20 protein-coding genes are annotated in these 20914 nt (G+C 59.8%); 14 read left to right on the top strand and 6 right to left on the bottom strand.

Going from position 1 to position 20914, the window contains the following annotated elements:
• Positions 1 to 195: 195 nt before the first annotated feature.
• Positions 196 to 1209, top strand: coding sequence for a tRNA dihydrouridine(20/20a) synthase DusA (gene dusA, locus SJY32_RS08345; protein ID WP_376873782.1), 1014 nt, complete (start codon positions 196 to 198; stop codon positions 1207 to 1209).
• A gap of 7 nt (positions 1210 to 1216) precedes the next feature.
• Here dusA and mazG read toward each other — a convergent pair whose 3' ends face one another.
• Positions 1217 to 2089 carry a nucleoside triphosphate pyrophosphohydrolase gene (gene mazG, locus SJY32_RS08340; protein ID WP_376873780.1) on the bottom strand — a complete coding sequence of 291 codons (873 nt, stop codon included), beginning with the start codon at positions 2087 to 2089 and terminating at the stop codon, positions 1217 to 1219.
• A gap of 67 nt (positions 2090 to 2156) precedes the next feature.
• Here mazG and SJY32_RS08335 point away from each other — a divergent pair, with 67 nt between their 5' ends.
• The 10 genes from SJY32_RS08335 (at position 2157) to SJY32_RS08290 (ending at position 10020) form a co-directional block, all read left to right on the top strand.
• On the top strand, positions 2157 to 3320 hold the full coding sequence (locus SJY32_RS08335; protein WP_376873778.1) for a M20 aminoacylase family protein: 1164 nt from the start codon (positions 2157 to 2159) through the stop codon (positions 3318 to 3320).
• A gap of 240 nt (positions 3321 to 3560) precedes the next feature.
• Complete coding sequence (yajC, locus tag SJY32_RS08330; protein ID WP_376873776.1) at positions 3561 to 3890, top strand: preprotein translocase subunit YajC; 330 nt, start codon at positions 3561 to 3563, stop codon at positions 3888 to 3890.
• Between the two features lie 120 nt (positions 3891 to 4010).
• Positions 4011 to 5675, top strand: a complete 1665-nt coding sequence (gene secD / locus SJY32_RS08325; RefSeq protein WP_376873774.1) for a protein translocase subunit SecD — start codon at positions 4011 to 4013, stop codon at positions 5673 to 5675.
• Positions 5676 to 5687: 12 nt separating this feature from the next.
• Positions 5688 to 6692, top strand: a complete 1005-nt coding sequence (gene secF / locus SJY32_RS08320; protein ID WP_376873772.1) for a protein translocase subunit SecF — start codon at positions 5688 to 5690, stop codon at positions 6690 to 6692.
• On the top strand, positions 6692 to 7066 hold the full coding sequence (locus SJY32_RS08315) for an Mth938-like domain-containing protein (RefSeq protein WP_376873770.1): 375 nt from the start codon (positions 6692 to 6694) through the stop codon (positions 7064 to 7066). Before secF ends, SJY32_RS08315 begins: the two co-directional genes overlap by 1 nt.
• Before the next feature lie 123 nt (positions 7067 to 7189).
• A complete protein-coding gene (gene ccmA / locus SJY32_RS08310) occupies positions 7190 to 7870 on the top strand; it encodes a heme ABC exporter ATP-binding protein CcmA (protein WP_376873768.1) in 681 nt (226 codons plus the stop codon).
• Positions 7867 to 8523, top strand: coding sequence for a heme exporter protein CcmB (gene ccmB, locus SJY32_RS08305; RefSeq protein ID WP_376873766.1), 657 nt, complete (start codon positions 7867 to 7869; stop codon positions 8521 to 8523). The genes ccmA and ccmB overlap by 4 nt, the downstream gene beginning before the upstream one ends.
• A 54-nt stretch (positions 8524 to 8577) precedes the next feature.
• Entirely contained in the window at positions 8578 to 9306 is a 729-nt protein-coding gene (locus SJY32_RS08300) for a heme ABC transporter permease (RefSeq protein WP_376873764.1), read from the top strand.
• A complete protein-coding gene (gene ccmD / locus SJY32_RS08295) occupies positions 9303 to 9494 on the top strand; it encodes a heme exporter protein CcmD (protein WP_376873762.1) in 192 nt (63 codons plus the stop codon). The genes SJY32_RS08300 and ccmD overlap by 4 nt, the downstream gene beginning before the upstream one ends.
• The gene (locus SJY32_RS08290) at positions 9487 to 10020 is read left to right on the top strand and encodes a DsbE family thiol:disulfide interchange protein (protein ID WP_376873760.1); all 534 of its coding nucleotides are present in this window, start codon (positions 9487 to 9489) and stop codon (positions 10018 to 10020) included. The genes ccmD and SJY32_RS08290 overlap by 8 nt, the downstream gene beginning before the upstream one ends.
• 37 nt (positions 10021 to 10057) lie before the next feature.
• Here the strand turns inward: SJY32_RS08290 and SJY32_RS08285 are convergent, their stop codons facing one another.
• Both SJY32_RS08285 and acnA read right to left on the bottom strand, forming a co-directional pair.
• Positions 10058 to 10378 carry an NINE protein gene (locus SJY32_RS08285; protein WP_376873758.1) on the bottom strand — a complete coding sequence of 107 codons (321 nt, stop codon included), beginning with the start codon at positions 10376 to 10378 and terminating at the stop codon, positions 10058 to 10060.
• Between the two features lie 253 nt (positions 10379 to 10631).
• Positions 10632 to 13322 carry an aconitate hydratase AcnA gene (gene acnA / locus SJY32_RS08280; protein ID WP_376873756.1) on the bottom strand — a complete coding sequence of 897 codons (2691 nt, stop codon included), beginning with the start codon at positions 13320 to 13322 and terminating at the stop codon, positions 10632 to 10634.
• Between the two features lie 371 nt (positions 13323 to 13693).
• Between acnA and SJY32_RS08275 the strand changes: the two genes are divergently transcribed.
• Positions 13694 to 14815: a DUF1223 domain-containing protein gene (locus SJY32_RS08275; RefSeq protein ID WP_376873754.1), complete on the top strand. Its 1122-nt coding sequence runs from the start codon at positions 13694 to 13696 to the stop codon at positions 14813 to 14815.
• A 58-nt stretch (positions 14816 to 14873) separates the two neighbouring features.
• Here SJY32_RS08275 and SJY32_RS08270 read toward each other — a convergent pair whose 3' ends face one another.
• Both SJY32_RS08270 and tkt read right to left on the bottom strand, forming a co-directional pair.
• On the bottom strand, positions 14874 to 15836 hold the full coding sequence (locus SJY32_RS08270) for a lysophospholipid acyltransferase family protein (protein WP_376873752.1): 963 nt from the start codon (positions 15834 to 15836) through the stop codon (positions 14874 to 14876).
• Between the two features lie 143 nt (positions 15837 to 15979).
• Positions 15980 to 17998 (bottom strand): transketolase, encoded by a 2019-nt coding sequence (tkt, locus tag SJY32_RS08265; protein ID WP_376873750.1) that lies wholly within the window; start codon positions 17996 to 17998, stop codon positions 15980 to 15982.
• A 232-nt stretch (positions 17999 to 18230) separates the two neighbouring features.
• Between tkt and SJY32_RS08260 the strand changes: the two genes are divergently transcribed.
• Both SJY32_RS08260 and SJY32_RS08255 read left to right on the top strand, forming a co-directional pair.
• Complete coding sequence (locus tag SJY32_RS08260; RefSeq protein ID WP_376873748.1) at positions 18231 to 18863, top strand: hypothetical protein; 633 nt, start codon at positions 18231 to 18233, stop codon at positions 18861 to 18863.
• Complete coding sequence (locus tag SJY32_RS08255; RefSeq protein WP_376873746.1) at positions 18856 to 19233, top strand: cell division protein ZapA; 378 nt, start codon at positions 18856 to 18858, stop codon at positions 19231 to 19233. The genes SJY32_RS08260 and SJY32_RS08255 overlap by 8 nt, the downstream gene beginning before the upstream one ends.
• A gap of 84 nt (positions 19234 to 19317) precedes the next feature.
• Here the strand turns inward: SJY32_RS08255 and purF are convergent, their stop codons facing one another.
• On the bottom strand, positions 19318 to 20799 hold the full coding sequence (gene purF, locus SJY32_RS08250; RefSeq protein ID WP_376873744.1) for an amidophosphoribosyltransferase: 1482 nt from the start codon (positions 20797 to 20799) through the stop codon (positions 19318 to 19320).
• Between the last annotated feature and the right edge of the window lie 115 nt (positions 20800 to 20914).

The raw sequence follows: 20914 nt of genomic DNA, 5'->3' as shown, positions 1-20914 counted from the left end.
AAGGGTTTGCCCGATCAAGAGACTCGGTGGACGATCGGGCGTCAAAACCCTATAGAGATGCGCGCGCGGGCTGGGCATGCCTTGCCTGACCGTGTTCTACGGGGTGACCCTGTTTGGATCACCGTGGGACGGAGGGCCTGACTCTGGGCTGACCGCGCACATGAATTGATCACGGCCGAGAGAGACCCGCACAAGATGACTGATGTAGCAGTGAAAAACGCAGCTCTCGAGGCGCGCCGTCTATCCGTTGCGCCGATGATGGACTGGACAGATCGGAACTGCCGGTTGTTTCACCGAGAGATTTCGCGTCACAGCCTGCTTTATACCGAGATGGTCACCGCACCGGCGGTGATCAACGGTAAACGCAATCTTTTGCTGGATTATCACGAGGCGGAGCATCCCATTGCGTTGCAGCTTGGCGGCTCTGATCCGCGCGAGCTGGGGGAGGCTGTCCGTATCGCGGGCGATTGGGGGTATGACGAGATCAACCTGAACTGCGGCTGCCCGTCCGACCGTGTCCAATCGGGCGCGTTCGGGGCCGTTTTGATGAAGACGCCGGATCTTGTCGCGGACTGTGTCGCGGCAATGCGGGCGCAGTCGGATGTCGCGGTGACGGTCAAATGCCGGATCGGGGTGGACGATCAAGAACCGCGCGATATCCTACCGCGCTTTTTGGAGACGGTCGCGGCGGCGGGGGTCAATCGGTTCACGATCCATGCGCGTAAGGCGTGGCTTCAGGGGCTTTCGCCCAAAGATAACCGCGAAATTCCGCCTCTGGATTACGAGCTTGTGAAAGACATGAAGGCGGAGTTTCCGCATCTCGATCTGTCGATCAATGGCGGCGTGGCCACGCTTGATGCGGCGAAAGAGCTGCTCGCGCAGGGGATGGACGGTGTGATGATCGGGCGCGCGGCCTATCACGAGCCGTTCAACATTCTAGGCGAGGCGGATGCGGTGTTCGGGGTTGATGGTCTGGCGCGGGATCCGTTCGAAATCGCGGATATCATGCGCGCGCACATTGCCCGTCATATGGAACGGGGCGGCAAGCTTCATCAATTTACGCGGCACATGCTCGGGTTGTTCCACGGCCGACCCAATGCCCGCCAGTGGAAACGGATTTTGTCGGAGCGCGCGTCGGGTGGTGATTTGAGCGATTACGACGCGGCTTTGCAGGCGGTGCGCTTGGGCGCACAGGCGGCTGAGGGCTGAGGGCAGGTTATACCAGCCCCTTATCAATCCGCTTGGCGGCGTTCCAAAGCGCGTCCATCTCCGCCAGATCACTTTGGCTCGGGGAGGAACCTTTTTCGCGAAGTTCGGCCTCTATGTATTTGAAACGCCGCGTGAATTTGTCGTTCGCGCCGCGCAGGGCCGCCTCCGCGTCAACACCAAGGTGACGCCCGAGATTGACCATAACAAACATCAGATCCCCGAATTCTTCCGCGATTTCATCAGGCCCTAAGCTGTCGCGCGCCTCCACCAATTCGCGCGCTTCCTCTTGAACCTTGTCGAGCACCTCATCGGTCGACGGCCAATCAAACCCCACCCGCGCGGCCCGCTTTTGCAATTTCAGCGCGCGCAGCGCGGCAGGCAGACCTAGGGCCACCCCGTCGAGCACCCCGACCGGCGCCGCATCTTTGTCCTCTTGCGCGGCGGCGCGCTCTTGCGCTTTGATCGCCTCCCAATCCGCGGTCTGCTGCGCGGCCGATTTTTCGCGGCTCTCATCGCCGAAAACATGCGGATGGCGCGCGATCATCTTGTTTGAGATCGCGGCGGCGATCTGCGCGAAGGTGAAATGGCCCGCCTCGGTACCGATTTGCGCGTGATAGACGACCTGTAGCAACAGATCCCCCAACTCGCCGCGTAACTCCTTCATATCGCCGCGCGAAATCGCATCGGCAACCTCATAGGCCTCCTCGATTGTGTAGGGCGCGATCGAGGCAAAATCCTGTTCGATATCCCAAGGGCAGCCGTGATCGGGATCTCGCAGCGCCTCCATGATCGCCAAAAGCCGCATCATCTGATCCGCGCCGGAGGTGGATGTGTCGAACACAGTTGCGGGGAAGTTTGGCCGGGCGGGCGATTTGGACATTGCGAAACCTCTAAAGCAGGGCGATTGTGGCGCGACCCTACCTTTCGCCTCATAAAGAAGTCCAGCCATGCCCGTTCTGAACCGTATCGCCGCCCTCGCTCCCCAAATGACGGAGTGGCGCAGGACGCTGCACCGGATGCCGGAGCTGGAATTTACCCTGCCAAAGACCGCGGCTTTTGTGGCCGAAAAGCTGCGCGAGTTCGGCGTGGACGAGCTGCATGAGGGCATCGCCGGCAGCGGCATGGTTGCATTGATCCACGGTCGTGACGGCGCGAATGGCGCGGTGATCGGGCTGCGCGCGGATATGGATGCCTTGCCGATCACCGAGACGACGGGCGCGGAATATGCGTCTGAGCATGAGGGGAAAATGCATGCCTGCGGGCATGATGGCCACACGACAATGCTCTTGGGCGCGGCGGCCTATCTGGCCGAGACGCGTAATTTTGCCGGAACAGCGGCGCTCATTTTCCAGCCTGCGGAAGAGGAAGGCGGCGGCGCGGATGTGATGGTGCGCGAAGGGATTATGGATCGCTTCGATATCCGCGAGGTCTACGCGATTCATAACGCACCCAATATCGAATTTGGCGAGTTCGTCACCCGCACCGGCCCCTATATGGCGGCGGTGGATACGGTGTGGATTGATGTCACGGGACGCGGTGGTCACGGGGCCATGCCGCAAGATTGCATCGATCCTGTGCCGGCCATGGCGATGATGGTCAGTGCGTTGCAGACTATCACGTCGCGCAATATCTCCACCAATGACGCCCTTGTGGTGACGGTGACGCAGATCCATGCGGGCACCGCGACGAATATCATTCCTGAGACCGGCCAGCTTTGCCTGACCGTGCGCAGCTTCGATCCCGCGATCCGCGATCTGGCCGAGACGCGCATCCGCGACATCGTTGCGGGGCAGGCGGCGGCTTTTGGCGTGACGGCGCAGGTGCGGTATGATCGTCTCTACCCACCGACGGTGAATGACGCCGACTCGGTCGCTTTTGCGGCCGAGGTAGCGCGGGATGTGTCGGGCAAAGTGGATGCGGACGGCGCGCGCGAAATGGGCGCGGAAGATTTTTCCTATATGCTTGAGGCGCGTCCCGGGGCCTATCTGTTCTTGGGAACGGGGCCGGGCGCGGGGCTGCATCATCCGGCGTTCGATTTCAATGACGAGGCTGCGCCGATCGGGGCGAGCTTCTTTGCGCGGCTTATCGAGCGGGCGCTGCCTGCGGGCTGAAACATCGCGGCGGCAGGCGTGCTCGGCTGCGACGATTTGCCCTTTAAACCGCCTGTCGTGCAGATAAATCGTTGAAATGCGCGGGGCAGGCCTTGCACTTCGCCCCCGCGGTCATAGCTGCAAATCACGTGAGCCTGCCTTGCCTTCGCTGTGAGGCGCGGATAGGGTTCGCGGCGATATTTGGGGGGTTCCCCCTATAGGAAACAAAGGCCCAAAAGAGGCCATAGGAAAGGACCTTAAATGTTCGTCACGCCCGCATTTGCGCAAGCTGCATCCCCTGTTGGAGGCGCTGGTGCGCTTGGTCAGTTTATCCCGCTGATCCTGATCTTCGCGATCATGTATTTCCTGATGATCCGCCCACAGCAGAAAAAAGCCAAAGAGCACAAGGCGATGGTCGAAGCACTTCGTCGTGGCGATGACATCATCGGTCAAAGCGGGATCATGGGCAAAGTGTCCAAGGTCAACGACGACGGCTCGATCGAAGTCGAAATTGCAACCGGCGTTAAGGTCAAGATGATCAAATCCGCCGTTGCTCAAGTTGTTTCGCGCACCGAGCCTGCCGCGAACTGATATCTCCAGCCTCGATCCTTGGGTCGGGGCTGATTTGTCTTGGTGCGGCACCGCCTTGCGAGGTGGGCCGCACCGCCACCAAGATTGCGCCGCCGTGCGCCAACGCCAAATGAGGCAAGCATGATCCAGATGCCGATGTGGAAGCGGGTGATCGTTCTGGGGCTCGTTGCCCTTGGAATTATCACAGCCGCTCCGAACCTGTTTTATGGCCGCGTCGAGACGCATAATGATGCGATCGCGCAGGTCGAAAAGACGGGTTTCGAGACACCAGAACAGGCGCAAGCGCGCGCACAATGGCCTGACTACCTTCCGTCAGGGCTTGTCAATCTGGGTCTAGATCTGCGCGGCGGGGCGCATCTTCTGGCGGAAGTTCAGGTCGCGGATGTTTACAAATCGCGGATGGATAGCCTTTGGCCGGAACTGCGCCGCGTGCTTGCCGCCGAGCGTGCCGTCATCGGCGCCGTGCGCCGCGCGCCCGGGCCGCAAGACGAGTTGCGGATTCAGATTGGCGAGCCAACGCAGATGGCCCGCGCGATGGAACTTGCCCGCACTCTTGCCACGCCGGTCGTGTCGCTGACCGGTGTCGGCCAGACCGATTATGAAATTACGTCGACAAACGGCGAATTGGTCGTCAAATTGTCAGAGGCCGAACGCACCGCGACCGATACGCGCACGATCCAGCAATCGCTCGAGATCATCCGCCGCCGTGTCGATGAGGTCGGCACGCGCGAACCCACGATCCAGCGCCAAGGCGAAGATCGCATTTTGATCCAGGTGCCGGGTATCGGTTCGGCTGCCGAGCTCAAAGCCCTCATCGGGACAACCGCGAAGCTGACCTTCAACCCTGTCGTGAGCCGCGGATCGAACCCCGATGCCGCGCCGGGTTTGGGCAATTTCATCGCACCCTCCGTGGATGAAGATGGCATTTACTATACCCTCGAAGATACGCCCGTCGTGACGGGCGAAGAGTTGACCGACGCCCGCCCTGAGTTCGACCAGAACGGCCGTCCGGCAGTCGGGTTCCGGTTCAACGTGTCAGGCGCGCGCAAGTTCGGGGATTATACCGGCGCGAATGTGGGCCAATTGTTCGCGATCGTGCTGGACGGAAAAGTCATCTCCGCACCGCAAATCCAAGCGCATATCACGGGCGGATCGGGCATCATCACCGGCAATTTCGATGTTGAAGCCTCGACCAACCTCTCCGTCTTGTTGCGCGCGGGCGCCTTGCCGGCAGAAATGACCTTCCTCGAAGAACGCACCATCGGCCCCGAATTGGGGCAGGACAGCATCGATGCGGGGCGTTTTGCGTCTGTTATCGGGTTGGGCCTTGTCGTGATCTTTATGATCGCTTGCTATGGCTTGTTCGGGGTCTTCGCTTCTGTCGCGTTGCTGGTGAACGTGGCTTTGATCTTCGGGATCTTGTCGATGATTGGCGGTACGTTGACCCTTCCTGGCATCGCCGGCATTGTGTTGACGATCGGTATGGCGGTCGACGCGAACGTGCTTGTGTTCGAGCGTATCCGCGAGGAATTGAAGACGGCGCGAGGGCCTGCGCGGGCGATCGAGATCGGCTATGAAAAGGCCATGTCCGCCATCGTCGATGCCAATATCACCACTTTCATCACGGCGATCATTTTGTTTGTTTTGGGGTCTGGCCCCGTGCGCGGGTTCGCCGTCACATTGGCAATCGGGATCATCACCTCGGTCTTCACCGCGATCTATGTCACGCGTCTGATGGTCGTGATTTGGTTCGCGCGTAAACGCCCAAAAACGATCACCGTATAAAGGGGAAAAGCTATGGCATTCCGTCTTCGTCTCGTCCCCGATGTTACCAATTGGGACTTCTTTAAACACCAAACGCTGACGCTTGGCGCGTCGGCGCTCATGGTGATCGCGTCACTGGTCTTCGTCCTCACGATGGGGCTGAATTTTGGTATCGATTTCCGCGGCGGCACGACGATCCGTACGGAAAGCACGCAGGCCACCGATGTCGGAGAATTTCGCGCGGCTCTCGCGCCCCTCAATCTGGGGGATGTCTCGATTACCGAGGTGTTTGATCCTGCCTTCGGGGCCGACAAGCACGTCGCGATGATCCGGATTCAGGCGCAAGATGGCGATGAAGCCATCACGCCAGAGATCACGCAAGCGGCTGAAGAGGCGTTGAAATCGGTGGATCCGACGGTGGTATTTGCCTCCGTGGAATCCGTCGGGCCGAAAGTCTCGGGTGAGTTAATCTCGACCGCGGTTTATTCGGTGCTCGCCGCGACGGTGGCCATTTTGTTCTACATCTGGCTCCGGTTTGAGTGGCAATTTGCGGTGGGCGCGGTCGCTGCGCTGGTGCATGACGTGGTTGTCACGGTTGGGATCTTTGCCGCCTTCCAGATCAAATTCGACCTGACGATCATCGCCGCTTTGCTGACGATCATCGGCTACTCAATCAACGACACGGTCGTCGTATTCGACCGTCTTCGCGAAAACCTGATCAAATACAAGATGATGCCGCTGCGCGAGGTGATGAACCTCGCCGTGAACGAGACCCTCTCGCGCACGATCATGACTTCGGGTACAACCTTGATCGCTTTGATTTGCTTGCTCGTTTTGGGCGGTGACGTGATCCGTGGCTTTGTGTTCGCGATGACGTGGGGCATTGTGGTGGGCACCTATTCGTCGGTCTTCGTGGCCAAGAATATCGTGCTGATGATCGGGCTTGACCGGAACAAGAAACCCAAAGACGGCGGCTCGGCCTTCTTCACCGAAGACCCCGAAAAGCAAGCCGCCGAGGCTGCGAAAGGCACGAAGTAATGCCCTTACTCGACACGGATTTTGGCAATGCGCTCCCGATCGATGGGTACGGGCCGGGGTTTTTCCGCGTGGGCGGCATCGTTCGCGCGGGCAATCTCATCATCCACTCTGGCGGTTCTCAAAGCTGGGGGGGGTATGGTGACACCGACCCGTTGTTGCAATTCGGATCGGATCTCGAAGTCCTGTTCTTGGGAACAGGGCCTGAGATATCCCATCCGCCCGCAGAGTTCCGCAGAAGGCTGGAGGCGGCAGGCGTTTTCCTCGAGCTGATGTCGACGCCTTCGGCTGCGCGCACCTACAATGTTTTGTTGTCGGAGGGGCGCGGTGTTGCGGCGGCACTTCTGGCTATGCCGGGTGATATCCCAACGGAATAAGACTTGTCAGGCCCGCAGTTTTTCACGGCAGGGCGGTTGGCCTGACATATATCAAAGCCGTCGCGCTTTGCCCTCGATAGGTCTTTGCGCAACACCCCAACCGTCTCCTGTCAGGATGTTTCTTTGAGCCCTTCGCCCCAACCCTCGCCAGCCTTGAGATTGCGGTCCGTTGCGGTGGCGCGCGGCGGGATTGCGTTGATGGAGGGGTTGGATCTTGTCGTTGGGGCGGGGCAGGCGCTCATCGTGCGCGGGGCGAACGGGCTTGGAAAAACCACGCTTTTGCGAACGATTGCCGGATTACAACCGCCGCTCAGCGGGGAAATCACCGCGTTTGGGCACGAGGGGCAAGCCGCCACGGCGAGTGAGTTGATCGCATATGCCTCCCACTCGGACGGGCTCAAACCCACTTTGACCGCCAGAGAAACCTTGGCGTTTTGGGGGGAAGTCTACGCGACAGACCGAGTGGATGATGCGCTTGATGCGATGAACCTACGCGGGTTGGAGCATCGCGCGGCCATGACCCTTTCTGCGGGACAAAAGCGCCGCCTTGGCCTTGCGCGGCTCAAGGTTACGGGGCGCCCGATTTGGGTTCTGGACGAGCCGACAGTGTCGCTTGATGCGGACTCGGTTGCGCTTTTCGCGGCTGCCGTGCGCACCCATCTCGCGCAGGGCGGCTCCGCATTAATCGCCACGCATATCGATCTCGGTCTGCATGATGCGCAGGTTGTCGACCTCACACCCTTTAAAGCGCGCCCGCCAGAAGCGGGCGGCTTGGCGGGCGGATTTGACGAGGCATTCATATGATTGCCTTATTGATCAGGGACTTACGGCTTGCGATGCGGGCGGGCGGCGGCTTTGGCCTTGGGCTTGCTTTCTTCTTGATCGTCGTGGTGTTGATCCCCTTCGGGGTTGGGCCTTCCGGGGCGATATTGTCGCAGATCGCGGGCGGTGTGCTTTGGGTGGGCGCGCTTTTGGCCTGTCTGCTCTCGCTCGATCGTATCTTTGCGCTCGATTATGAGGATGGGTCGCTCGATCTTCTGGCAACATCGCCTTTGCCGTTGGAAGGGGTCGTCGCGATGAAAGCCTTGGCCCATTGGATCACGACGGGTTTGCCGCTGGTGCTGGCCGCGCCGCTGTTTGGTGTTTTGCTGCATCTGGAGGGGGAGGCGGCGGCTTGGCTTACGCTTTCGCTCTGCTTGGGGACGCCGGCGCTCTCAATGCTCGGGGCGTTTGGCGCTGCGCTAACGGTCGGGTTGAAACGGGGGGGGCTTTTGCTGTCGCTGCTGGTCTTGCCGCTCTATATGCCCAGCTTGATTTTCGGCGCGGAGCTGGTGCGGCGCGGTGCGGCAGGGTTGCCGGTCGGGGTGGCCTTGGCGATGTTGGGGGCGATTACCGCGTTTTCCATCGCGGCGATCCCGTTTGCCGCCGCCGCAGTAATCCGCGCCAATCTGCGCTAGAGATTTGCGTTCGCACCGTGATAAACGGGCGACGAAACAGGAGATGTCGGGTTCATGTCGATCTGGGAATATGCCAATCCAAAGAAATTCATGCAGACCTCGGATCGGGTTCTGCCTGTTGTCGTGCCTTTGGCGATCATTGCCGTGGTGGCGGGGTTGATTTGGGGCTTTTTCTTCACGCCCGATGATTACAAGCAAGGCTCAACGGTCAAGATCATCTATCTTCATGTGCCGGCCGCGATGATGGCGATCAACATCTGGGTCATGATGCTTGTTGCTTCGCTGATTTGGCTGGTCCGGCGGCATCACGTGTCGGCGTTGGCGGCAAAGGCCGCAGCGCCGGTGGGGATCGTCATGACGCTGATTGCTCTGTTGACGGGGGCGATCTGGGGCGAGCCGATGTGGGGCACGTGGTGGGAGTGGGATCCACGGCTGACATCGTTCCTGATCCTGTTTTTGTTCTATCTGGGGTATATTGCGCTTTGGTCCGCGATTGATGATCCCGATACGGCGGCGGATTTGACGGGGGTTCTGTGCCTTGTGGGATCGGTGTTCGCCATTCTCTCGCGCTATGCCGTCAATTTCTGGAACCAAGGTCTTCACCAAGGGGCCTCCCTTTCGCTGGATAAGGAAGAGCATGTCGCAGATGTGTTCTGGCTGCCGTTGATGCTGTGCATTGCCGGATTTATTCTGATGTTTGTCGCATTGGTGCTGGTGCGGACGCGCACGGAAATCCGGTTGCGCAGGTTGGCGGCGTTGCAGGCACGGGAGCGGATGGCATGATGGTGGATTTGGGGAAATACGCAGGCACTGTTCTGGCGGCTTACGGCGTCTCGATCGTGCTGATCATCGGGCTTGTCGCGCAGACGTTGATGGCATCGCGCAAGGCGCAGGGGATGCTGGACGCGCAAGAGACGCAGGCGAAAGCGGCGGCGAAGCCCGCGGTGAAGAAGGATCAGATGAATGGCTAAATGGGGAATGATCGCGCCTCCGGTGGTGTTTGCGGGATTGGCGGGGATGTTCCTCTGGGGCATGTCGCGTGAAAATCCGAACGATTTGCCTTCGGTCTTGATCGGTCAAGCCGCGCCTGCGGTGATTGTTGAACCGATGGCGGGGCAGGCACCGTTCAGCAGCGCGATGCTGTCGCAAGACGGCGTGAAGCTGGTGAATTTCTGGGCGTCTTGGTGTGCGCCTTGTCGTGTCGAGCATCCGAATTTGCAAGATCTCGCGGATGAGGGGCTGGCGATTTACGGCGTCAACTACAAGGACGACGCGCAAAAAGCGCAAGGATTCCTCGATGAGCTGGGTTCGCCCTATGCCGCGATTGGCACGGATGCGAAGGGCAAGATGGCGCTCGAATGGGGTGTTTACGGCGTGCCTGAAACCTTTGTTCTCGATGGAGAAGGCCGCGTTCTGGCACGCTTTGCAGGCCCTTTGACGAAGCGTCTCATTGAGGAGAAACTGCGCCCTGTGATGCAAGAGGCGTCAGGGGAGTAGGGCCACACCCCCCGGTATGGCATGCGCGCGAGGGCGATCAGTGCCACGCACGGTTGTTCGCGCGCGTGGCGGCGCAGGCCATGATCGGCGCGTCACGGTGATTGACCCTGCGGATCATGGTCGGCATCACGGCTAGGTCATAGACCAACCACAGCCCGATCAATGACAAAAACGCTGCCCCGGCGCCGGTCGCCAAGCTCAGCAATCCGATCAATGTCACGACAAGCTGTGTCGCGGCGGATGTGCCATATCCCAAGTAGAAACGGTGCGCGCCGAAGGCCCCCAAGCACAGGCAATAAAGATAGGCGCGCTGCAGGGATTTCTCCTCGGAAATTTGTGCGTCACTCAACCCTAGCATGCATTGATTCCTTTTCTTTCGCCTCAATCTTTTGGCGTTTTCGCAAGGCTGAGGGGCGGATTCAGGGGAAGAATGTGACCCTTTTGTGCGTCGTAAATAGGCAGTGAACAATGCGATAGGGCGCGGTAAATTACGCCCGAAAAAACTGGACACCTGTTTAGGATGACCCGTGGCGCTTTGTCATAAGGCCCGCCGATAAACAAAAGGCCCCGTCGCGAGGACGGGGCCTTTCTCGTTCAGTTGAGGTCGTTGATTACGACTTAGCGAGGTTCCGCAGCACGTAATGCAGCACGCCACCATTTTCCAAATATTCGATCTCGACCGCGGTATCTATCCGCGATTTGAGTTCGATTGTTTTGGTGGTGCCGTCTTTGAACGTGATGTGGCACGGCACGATCGACAGCGGAACGATATCGCCTTCCAAGCCCTCAATCGTCACCACTTCATCGCCCGTCAAACCAAGCGATTTGCGGGTGTCGCCACCGGTGAATTCGAACGGAACAACGCCCATCCCGATCAGGTTGGAACGGTGGATGCGCTCGAAGCTCTCCGCGATCACAGCCTTAACGCCGAGCAGGTTGGTGCCCTTCGCCGCCCAGTCACGCGAGGAGCCTGCACCGTATTCTTTGCCGCCAAAGATCACGAGCGGGGTGCCATCGGCCTCATATGCCATGGCCGCATCATAGATCGATGTTTCGGCGCCATCCGGGCCCTTGGTATAGCCGCCCTCAACGCCGTCCAGCATCTCGTTCTTGATCCGGATGTTGGCGAAGGTGCCGCGCATCATGACTTCGTGGTTCCCGCGGCGCGAGCCGTAGGAGTTGAAATCTTTCGGCGCAACCTGACGCTCTGCGAGGTATTTCCCTGCTGGCGTCGTCGGTTTGAACGACCCTGCCGGCGAGATGTGGTCGGTTGTGATCATGTCGCCCAAAATCGCCAGAACGCGCGCGTCGCGCACGTTGGAGATCGTGCCAGCTTCTTGCGACATACCACGGAAGTAAGGCGGGTTCTGGATGTAGGTCGATGTTGCGGGCCAGTCGTAGGTTTCCTCATCCGAGGTCTCCACGGCTTGCCACTTTTCGTCGCCTTTAAACACGTCAGCGTATTTCGACAAGAACGCCTCACGGGTCACGGTTCTCTCAACGAGTTCCGCGATTTCCGCATTGGTTGGCCAAACGTCCTTGAGGTAGACGGGCTGACCATCCTTGCCGATGCCCAAAGGTTCGGTGGTGATGTCGATGTTCATATCACCGGCCAAAGCATAGGCCACGACGAGCGGGGGCGATGCGAGGTAGTTGGCGCGAACGTCCGGCGAGATCCGGCCCTCAAAATTGCGGTTGCCCGAGAGCACAGCCGTTGCAACAAGGTCGCCCTCATTGATCGCGGCCGAGATTTCCGGCTGAAGCGGGCCCGAGTTACCGATACAGGTCGTGCAGCCGTACCCAACAAGGTTGAAGCCGATCGCGTCGAGATCCTCTTGCAGGCCAGCGGCCTCTAGATATTCCGACACAACTTGGCTGCCGGGTGCGAGCGATGTTTTGACCCAAGGCTTGCGATCAAGGCCAAGTTCGCGCGCCTTGCGGGCAACGAGGCCGGCGCCGATCATCACATAGGGGTTCGAGGTGTTCGTGCAGGAGGTGATCGATGCGATCACGACTTTGCCCGAGGTCATCTCGTAGTTTTCGCCTTTGACCGGAACCGATTTGGACAGCTCGCGCTTGAATGTCTCGGTCATCTCTTTTGCGAAGGCCGATTTTGCCGCCGTGAGAGCAACGAAATCTTGCGGGCGCTTGGGGCCCGAGATCGCCGGAACGATCGTTGCCATGTCGAGTTCGAGTTGCGACGAGTAGACGGGTGCGTAATCCGCGCCGCGCCAGAAGCCGTTTTCCTTCGCGTATGCTTCCACCAGCGCGATGCGATCTTCGTCGCGGCCGGTTTGACGCAGGTAGCGCAGGGTCTCGTTATCGATCGGGAAGAAGCCGCAAGTCGCGCCATATTCCGGTGCCATGTTGGCGATGGTGGAGCGCTGTGCGATTGGCAGGGAATCGAGGCCTTCGCCGTAGAATTCGACGAATTTGCCAACAACGCCGTGTTTGCGCAGCATTTCGACCACTTTAAGCACGAGATCGGTGCCGGTGGTGCCTTCCATCAGTTCGCCGGTGAGCTTGAAGCCCACGACTTCCGGAATCAGCATCGAGATCGGCTGACCAAGCATTGCGGCCTCGGCCTCAATGCCGCCGACGCCCCAACCCAGAACGGCGAGGCCGTTGACCATGGTTGTGTGGCTGTCGGTGCCAACAAGCGTATCAGGATAGGCGACTTCTTCGCCGTTCTGATCCGTGTCGGTCCAGACTGTTTGTGCGAGATATTCGACGTTCACCTGATGGCAGATGCCGGTGCCTGGCGGCACAACGCGGAAGTTGTTGAAGGCACCTTGGCCCCATTTCAGGAACTGGTAGCGTTCCATGTTGCGCTCGTATTCGAGATCAACGTTCTTTTGGAATGCGCGCGGATTGCCGAATTCGTCGATCATCACCGAGTGGTCGATCACGAGGTCGACCGGCACCAGCGGGTTGATCTTTTTGGCGTCACCGCCGAGAGATTTGATGCCGTCGCGCATAGCAGCCAAGTCAACAACGGCGGGAACGCCGGTGAAATCCTGCATCAAGACGCGGGCAGGGCGGTAGGCGATTTCGCGCGGGTTCTTGCCGCCTTGTTTCGCCCAATCAGCAAATGCTTTGATATCGTCGACGGAGACGGTGAAGCCGTCATCCTCAAACCGGAGCATGTTCTCCAGCACAACTTTCAACGAAGCGGGAAGCTTCGTGAAATCGCCCAGACCGGCGTCTTGCGCGGCGGGAATCGAATAATAAGCGATGGATTTGCCACCAACCGTTAGCGAACGGCGGGTCTTGGCACTGTCTTTACCTGTGACGATAGTCATTGGGGGGAGCCTCCCTTTGGCATGATAGGGGTGTCGCTGCCATGCTTTTGCCTGATCGGGAGGAGTCGTTCAAGGGGGGAGATTGGCATTTGTATGCAAATGTATACTGTTTTTGATCGAAACCGCCTGCGAAGTCGCGGCGTAGGTGGCGTGAGGCGACACTGAGCGCGTTGCCACTGAAATACTCGGATTTATTTTTTGCAGTTTAGGGGCCGAGCGCGCCGCCGTTGGCGGGCGGATCGTCAATCGCTGCCATCTGTGACATTTTGGCCATGCTCAGTGGCGCGTGTAACACTGGCTCGCAAAACCTTGATTGGTAAAGCGGCATGGTGAGGGTTAGGAAACTCTAACCCGAGCAGTGAGACCGATACATGCAAGCTTCCGCCACAGCCGATTCCATCCGCGCGAACACCTTCTCCCCCCTCAAGGAGAGAACGGGTCAGGCGCGCGTCGGGACGATTGGCTTTGGCAAAATTGGCGGTGTGCAGGTTTTGGCACCTGTGGTTTTGGCGTTGGCGGTTTTGCTCGCGCCGACGGCCGGTATGGCCCAAGCCGCGGGGGGGGGCGGAGCGCGCCCTGCGCCGAGTGCGGGCGGGTTTGCTGGCGCGCCGATGGTCCAGGTTCCGCGTATTATTTCGCCAGATGCCGCCCCGTTGGGCGCGGCCACCGGTCAAATGGCCCAAGACAGCGGCCCGTCGCCCGCGATCCGTGAGTTGATGGGCCCGAGTGGCGTGCGTGAGGTTGCCGCGGCCGAAGTCGGAGAATTGCTGCGCGCACTCGATGCGGCGCTCTCCGCGCAAGATCCCGCAGACCCAGCCCTGATCCCGACACAACCGGTGGAGTCCGGCGTGCTGTTGGAGCTCTACACCTCGCAAGGATGCGCGGCTTGCCCACCTGCCGATGCGTTGATGGAAATTCTGGCCGAGCGCCGCGATGTTTTCCCACTCGCGCTGCATGTCGATTATTGGGATTATTTGGGCTGGAAAGATCCGTTCGCCATGCCCGAATTTACAGCCCGCCAGAAAAATTACGCGCGTCTGCGCGGTGATCGCACAATCTACACACCGCAGATGATCATCGCGGGCGAGACCGAAATCACCGGTCCGAGCGCCGAGTCGGTTGATGCTGTCATTCGCGCGGCGCAGGCCGAACTGGGGCAGGTAAAGATGCGGCTGGGCCGCGATGACACGGGATTCCGTGTTGAGATGAGCGCCGAGCCACCGTTGCAAAACGGGGCGATTGTTCAGATCGTTCGTTATGTCCCTGATAGCCAAGTGGAAATTCTACGCGGCGAGAATGCGGGTAAGGTCATGGATTACGCCAATGTCGTGACCGCGTGGCATGCGGTTGCCGAATGGGATGGCGCCAAACCAATGGGGATGAACGTCACGCTCGATGGAAACAGCCCTGCAATCTTGATCGTGCAAGAGGCCATAACGGGCCGCAAAAAGCCCATGCCCGGTGCCATCAAAGCGGCGATCCGGTTGCAATAATAGCCTCGGAATGGGGGATCGGTTTGACAGCGGCGCGATTTCTCGCGCCGTTTTTATGTCAGGTGTCTGCTGCCACCGGAGATTTTCGGTTTTTCCACCGCCGATGAATCCAGAACCACTGCTCGGGATGCGCGCGCACTTGCTGCTCCAAGCTGTCGTTGAGGATCTGTGTCATCTCCTCCGGCGTGCTATGGGGGACGGGGGGCTCCACATGGAGCGTATAATGCCCGTCATCATCGAGCCTGCGGCCATACATCGGCACAAGAAGAAGCCCGTATTTCAACGCCATATCCGCCGCCGATGTCGCTGTGCGCGCGGGGCGGCCGAAGAAGCTGAATTCTGAATATTTCGACGAATGCACGTCGATCAACATGCCCAAGATCCCACCTTTGCGCAGGAAACGGATCATATCCGCCAAGCCTTTTCGATCATCCGCAGGGATAACCGGTTCGGAAATCTCGGCGATCGCGCGTGTGTAATGCGCGTTGAAATAGCGATTGCTCATCGGGCGATACAGGCCGCCGACTTTAAACCCGCGGGCGTCGAGAACCGCGCGCGGGATATCGTAATTTCCGAAATGGCCGGAGACGAGAATGACCCCTTGGCCGCGCGCGACGGCCTCTTGCAAAATCGGCCAGCCTTCGCCTGTGATCTCGGCCTTGGCAGCGCGGGCTTTGAACTCTTTACCGGAATAGATTTCGATCAGGGTCCGCCCCGCGTTCGCGGGAACGACACGCATCATCGATCGGACCTCTGCCTCGGGCATGTCGGGATAGATCATCGCGAGGTTGTCGCGCACGCGTTTATCCCATCCCGCAACAGGGGCGATCACGCGGCTGGTGAACCAACCGACGGCCTTCAATCGCGTCCGCCAAGGGAGAAGCTTTGCACCCTCCACAACCCCGCGCAAAACGATGTTAATCGCATATTCACGGGCGGAAAACTCCGGCGCGTGCGCAGCCTGCGTCTTCGCCGCCGCCTTGGTGGTATCTTGTGGGGCTTCAGGGGTGGGTTTGGTCACGTGCGGTCCTTTTGCTCCCTCACAAATAAGCGCGCGGGGGCGTAATCTCAAGCCTCGGCCGATTGGCTCGCGGAAAAGAAACGGCCCCGTCAATCACGACGGGGCCGATCATTCAGGTCAGGCGGGCAGGGCCGCAGAGACGATCAAAGCAGAGCTTTGACTTTTTCAACAATCGCTTCCGGCGTAATGCCAAACCGCTCGTACAGCTCATTGGCGGGGGCGGAGGCGCCGAAATCATCCATGCCCACGAAGGCCGATTTCTTCTCCGAGCCGCGTTCGCCCATCAAGAAACGATCCCACGGCTGGCGAACGGCCGCCTCGACCGCAACCCGAACCGCACCAGCAGGCAGAACCTTGCGGCGATAGGCTTCGTCTTGGGCGGAGAACAGCTCCATGCACGGCATCGACACGACACGTGTCCCGATCGCCTGCGCTTGCAGCAGATCGCGCGCTTTCATCGCGATTTCCACTTCCGAGCCCGTCGCCATCAAGATCACCTGACGCTTGCCATCCGCCTCTTGCAGCACATAGCCGCCTTTTGCGGTGAGATTTTGTGCGGTGAACTTGGTGCGCAGCAACGGCAGGTTCTGACGCGACAGCGCAAGGACGGACGGCGTCGTTTCCGTCGTCATGGCGAGTTCCCATGCCTCGGCAGTCTCGATGATATCTGCTGGGCGGAACGTCCAAGTGTTTGGCGTTGCACGACAAATCGCGAGATGCTCAACCGGCTGGTGGGTTGGGCCATCTTCGCCAAGGCCGATGGAATCGTGCGTCATGACGTAAACCGTCGGCACTTCCATCAGCGCAGAGAGACGCATCGCGCCGCGGGCATAATCCGTGAAGCAGAAGAATGTGCCGCCGTAAGGGCGAACGCCGCCGTGCAGCCACATCCCGTTCATCGCTGCCGCCATCGCGTGTTCGCGGATGCCGTAGTGGATGTAACGGCCTGCGCGGTTTTCGGCGTTGAATACGCCCATGTCTTTGGTTTTGGTGAGGTTCGAGCCGGTAAGATCAGCCGAACCGCCCAAGGTCTCGGGCACCGCGCCATTCACCGCGCCCAAAACCATTTCGGACGCTTTGCGAGTTGCAACCTTGGGTGCGGCTTCGGTTTGCTCTTTTTTGAAGGCACGAATTGCTTGCGCGAGTTTCTTAGGCGCGGTGCCCGTCATTTGACGGTCGAATTCGGCTTGTTTGGTGGCCGACAGGGTCGCGAGGCGGGCTTCCCATGCGATACGGGCGGCTGCGCCGCGGGCGCCGATGGCCTCCCATTCCGATTTCACATCCGCAGGGATGTCGAACGCGCCGTGCTCCCAGCCGTAAATCTCTTTTGTTGCGGAGATTTCGCCGTCGCCCAGAGGCGAGCCATGCGCGGAATAGCTGTCGGCTTTATTGGGCGACCCAAAACCGATGATGGTTTTGCAATCGACCAAAACCGGACCCTTGGCCTTTTTCGCCTCGGTCAACGCGCGGTCGATATCATCCGGATCGTGGCCATCACAATGCAACACCGTCCAACCCGACGCCGCAAGGCGAGCGCGCTGGTCGGTTTTATCGGCGACCGATACGCGGCCATCGATTGTGATGTCGTTATTGTCCCACAACACAACGAGGTTGGACAATTCCTGCATTCCAGCAAGCCCGATCGCCTCTTGGCTGATGCCTTCCATCAAGCAACCATCGCCGCAGATGACCCAAGTGCGGTGATCCACAACACGTTTGCCAAAGCGCGCCTGCAGCGACTGCTCGGCCATAGCGAAGCCAACAGCGTTCGCGATCCCTTGGCCGAGCGGCCCGGTTGTGGTCTCGATCGCGTCGACGAGGAAGTTTTCCGGATGGCCCGCAGTCAGCGCGCCCGACTGGCGGAAGTTCTTGATCTGATCGAGTGTGATCTGCTTGTCACCCACAAGATAGAGCAGGGCATAGATCAGCATCGAGCCGTGGCCCGCCGAGAGGATGAAACGATCCCGATCCGCCCATTTCGGCGCAGCGGCATCGAACTTGAGGTGGTTGCGGAACAAAACCGTTGCCACATCGGCCATGCCCATGGGCATGCCCGGGTGGCCGGAATTCGCGGCTTGCACAGCATCCATCGCGAGGGCGCGAATTGCAGATGCGAGCTTCCAATGTTGGGGGTGCTGGGCACGGAGCGTAGCGATTTCCAAGGGGCTCTTCCTCTTTCTGAGCTTTTAGGTGATCTACCGCGGTTAGGCGGTGACTTTTGTCGATGCTTGCTCTCTGATAACAGGCTCTCGCCTAAGATCAAGCGCGCCACCCAAGTGGTTGATCGAAAAGGCGGGCGCACCGAGGGGGAAATGCGTAAACTGGCGCAAGATAGGCGGGGCAGGCACGATTCGCGGCCCTCAAACGCAACCGGCTGAACCGGAGGCAGGCAGAATGAACGAGATTGCCGAATATGAACGGCGGATTAGCGAGGCGCTGAGCCGCATCGCGTATGGATTGGAAACGTTGCAGGCGCAAAACGCCGAGGCGGCGCAAACGATTGTGGCCCAACAGACATGGGCGACACAATCGTCCGGCGTGGATGCGGTCGCGGAGGCGGCGCCAATTGCGCGGGCCTATGCGGACGAGTCGGGCGAAGGCGCCGACACGCAATCGGGTGAAAGCGTCGAGACGCTTCGCGCGGCCTTCGAGAGCGAACGCGCGGCCAACCAGCAATTGTCCGAACGGGTCCGTATGATCCGCGAAAAGCACGAGGAAACCGAGGCCGCGTTAGAGCGTAAGCTGGGCAAAGCAACGCGCCTTGCGGAATCAGCTACATCCGAAATTGCTCGGTTAAAGCGCGCAAATGCGGATCTTATCGATCAAAACGCGGCGCTTGTGGCGGCGGCGGGGGCGGTTGAGCCGCATCTGGTAAATCTATCGATGCAAGCCGAGCTGGAGGCGTTGCGTGCGGCGCGCGCGGCCGAGGCCATCGAGTTGGCTGAATTGATCGCAGCACTTGGTCCGCTTGCGCAAGATGATGCAACTGCCCCCGTGACCGATTATGAGGAGGCGACCGATGCCTGAGTTGAAAATCACCATCGGCGGGCGCGATTTCGAAGTCGCATGCCAAGAGGGCGAGGAGCATTTCCTGCGCTCGGCAAGTCAGATGCTCGATAACGAGGCGCAGGTCTTGATCGGGTCGATCGGTCGGATTCCCGAAGCGCGGATGCTTTTGATGTCCGGCTTGATGCTGGCCGATAAAACCGCCGGGCTTGAGGATTCGTTGCGCGCTGCCGAAGCGCGGGCGCAGGCCGCCGAGGCCGCCTTGGAGGAGGCGCGCGCCAATCCGGCGGTTGTCGAAGTTGCGGTGATCCCGCCGCATGTGAATGACACGATGGCCGAATTGGCGGCACGGGCCGAGGCGATAGCGCAAAAACTCGATGAGATCGACTGACGCCTGACGCGAACATGACATGATAAAACAAAACGCGCGCCGGATTGGCGCGCGTTTTGCTTATCATCTTCGCCGTGCGGCGCCTTATTCGGCAGCTTTCATCTCGAACCCTTTGTCGATCTGATCTTGCGGCGCGATCGGGTATTCTCCCGAGAAGCAGGCATCGCAATACTGCGGGCAGGCATTGTTCCGGCCACCGGATTCGCCCGCGGCGCGGTAAAGCCCATCGAGCGAGATGAACTTCAGGCTGTCGACGCCAATCCACGCGCGCATCTCTTCCTCGGTCATATTCGCCGCAAGAAGCTTATCGCGGTTGGGTGTATCGACGCCGTAGAAGCAAGGCCAGGACGTGGGCGGAGAGGCAATGCGGAAGTGAACCTCCGCCGCGCCGGCGTCCAAAATCATATCCTTGATCTTGCGCGATGTCGTGCCGCGCACAACCGAGTCGTCGACAAGAATGACCCGTTTCCCTTTGATCAGCGCGCGGTTCACGTTGAGCTTGAGGCGCACACCCATGTTGCGGATGTGCTCGGTCGGCTCGATAAAGGTGCGGCCCATGTATTGGTTGCGGGTGATGCCAAGGGCGAAGGGGATACCCAATTCTTGGCTAAATCCGATGGCGGCCGGGGTGCCTGAGTCGGGGACGGGGCAGACAAGATCCGCCTCGATAGGCGCCTCGCGGGCGAGTTCGACACCGATCTGGTGACGCGTCTCATAGACCGAGCGGCCGCCGATCAGGCTATCTGGCCGCGAGAAATAAACATGCTCAAAGATGCAGAAACGGCCTTTGGAAGGGCCGAAGGGGCGCGATGTCTCGACCACGCCATCCTGAATCACGACCATCTCGCCCGGTTCGATCTCGCGCACGAATTGCGCACCGATAATATCAAGGCCGCAGGTCTCGGACGACAGCACGTAACCGGTCTCGCCGATCCGGCCAAGCACGAGCGGGCGCACGCCCAACGGGTCGCGCACGCCAATGAGTTTGGTGCGGGTCATGGCGACCACGGAGAACGCCCCCTCAACACGGCGTAGCGCATCCGCGATCCGCTTGGCGTGGGCCTTTTGGATCGAGCTGGCCATGAGGTGAATGATACATTCCGAATCCGAGCTGGATTGGAAAATCGCACCGCGTTCAATCAGTTCCCGCCGAAGCGCATCGGCATTGGTCAGGTTGCCGTTATGCGCGATCGCCGCGCCGCCCATCGAGAATTCCCCGAAGAAGGGCTGCACATCGCGGATCGCGGCCGCTTTGGACCCTGCGGTGGAATAGCGCACATGCCCGATGGCGAGCGAGCCGGGCAGGGTCTCCATCAGGGAGGCTTTGGTGAAATTGTCGCGCACATAGCCGAAGCGGTGGGCCGAGTTGAACCCTTTTTCCGCGTCATGGACGATGATGCCGCCCGCTTCTTGGCCGCGGTGCTGCAACGCGTGCATCCCGAGGGCGACGAAGTTGGCCGCATCGGCAACGCCGATCACGCCGAACACACCACATTCTTCCTTGAGTTTATCGTCATCGAATGGATGCGACAGAAACTTGGGCTGCGAGTGCAAGCACGACGTCATCGGCGGCTCTCCTAGGGCTTGAGGATATGGCGCCCGTTTACCGGATGCGCGGCGCAGTGTCACGCCCTGTCAGACCCAATTCGTCATCAATTCGTCATTCATCTCAAACTGTGAA

Origin of the sequence: Albirhodobacter sp. R86504, assembly GCF_042466415.1 — a bacterium.
Lineage (GTDB): Bacteria > Pseudomonadota > Alphaproteobacteria > Rhodobacterales > Rhodobacteraceae > Albirhodobacter.
Note: the sequence above shows the minus strand (reverse complement) of the source record. Positions and strands in the feature narration are given on the sequence as shown.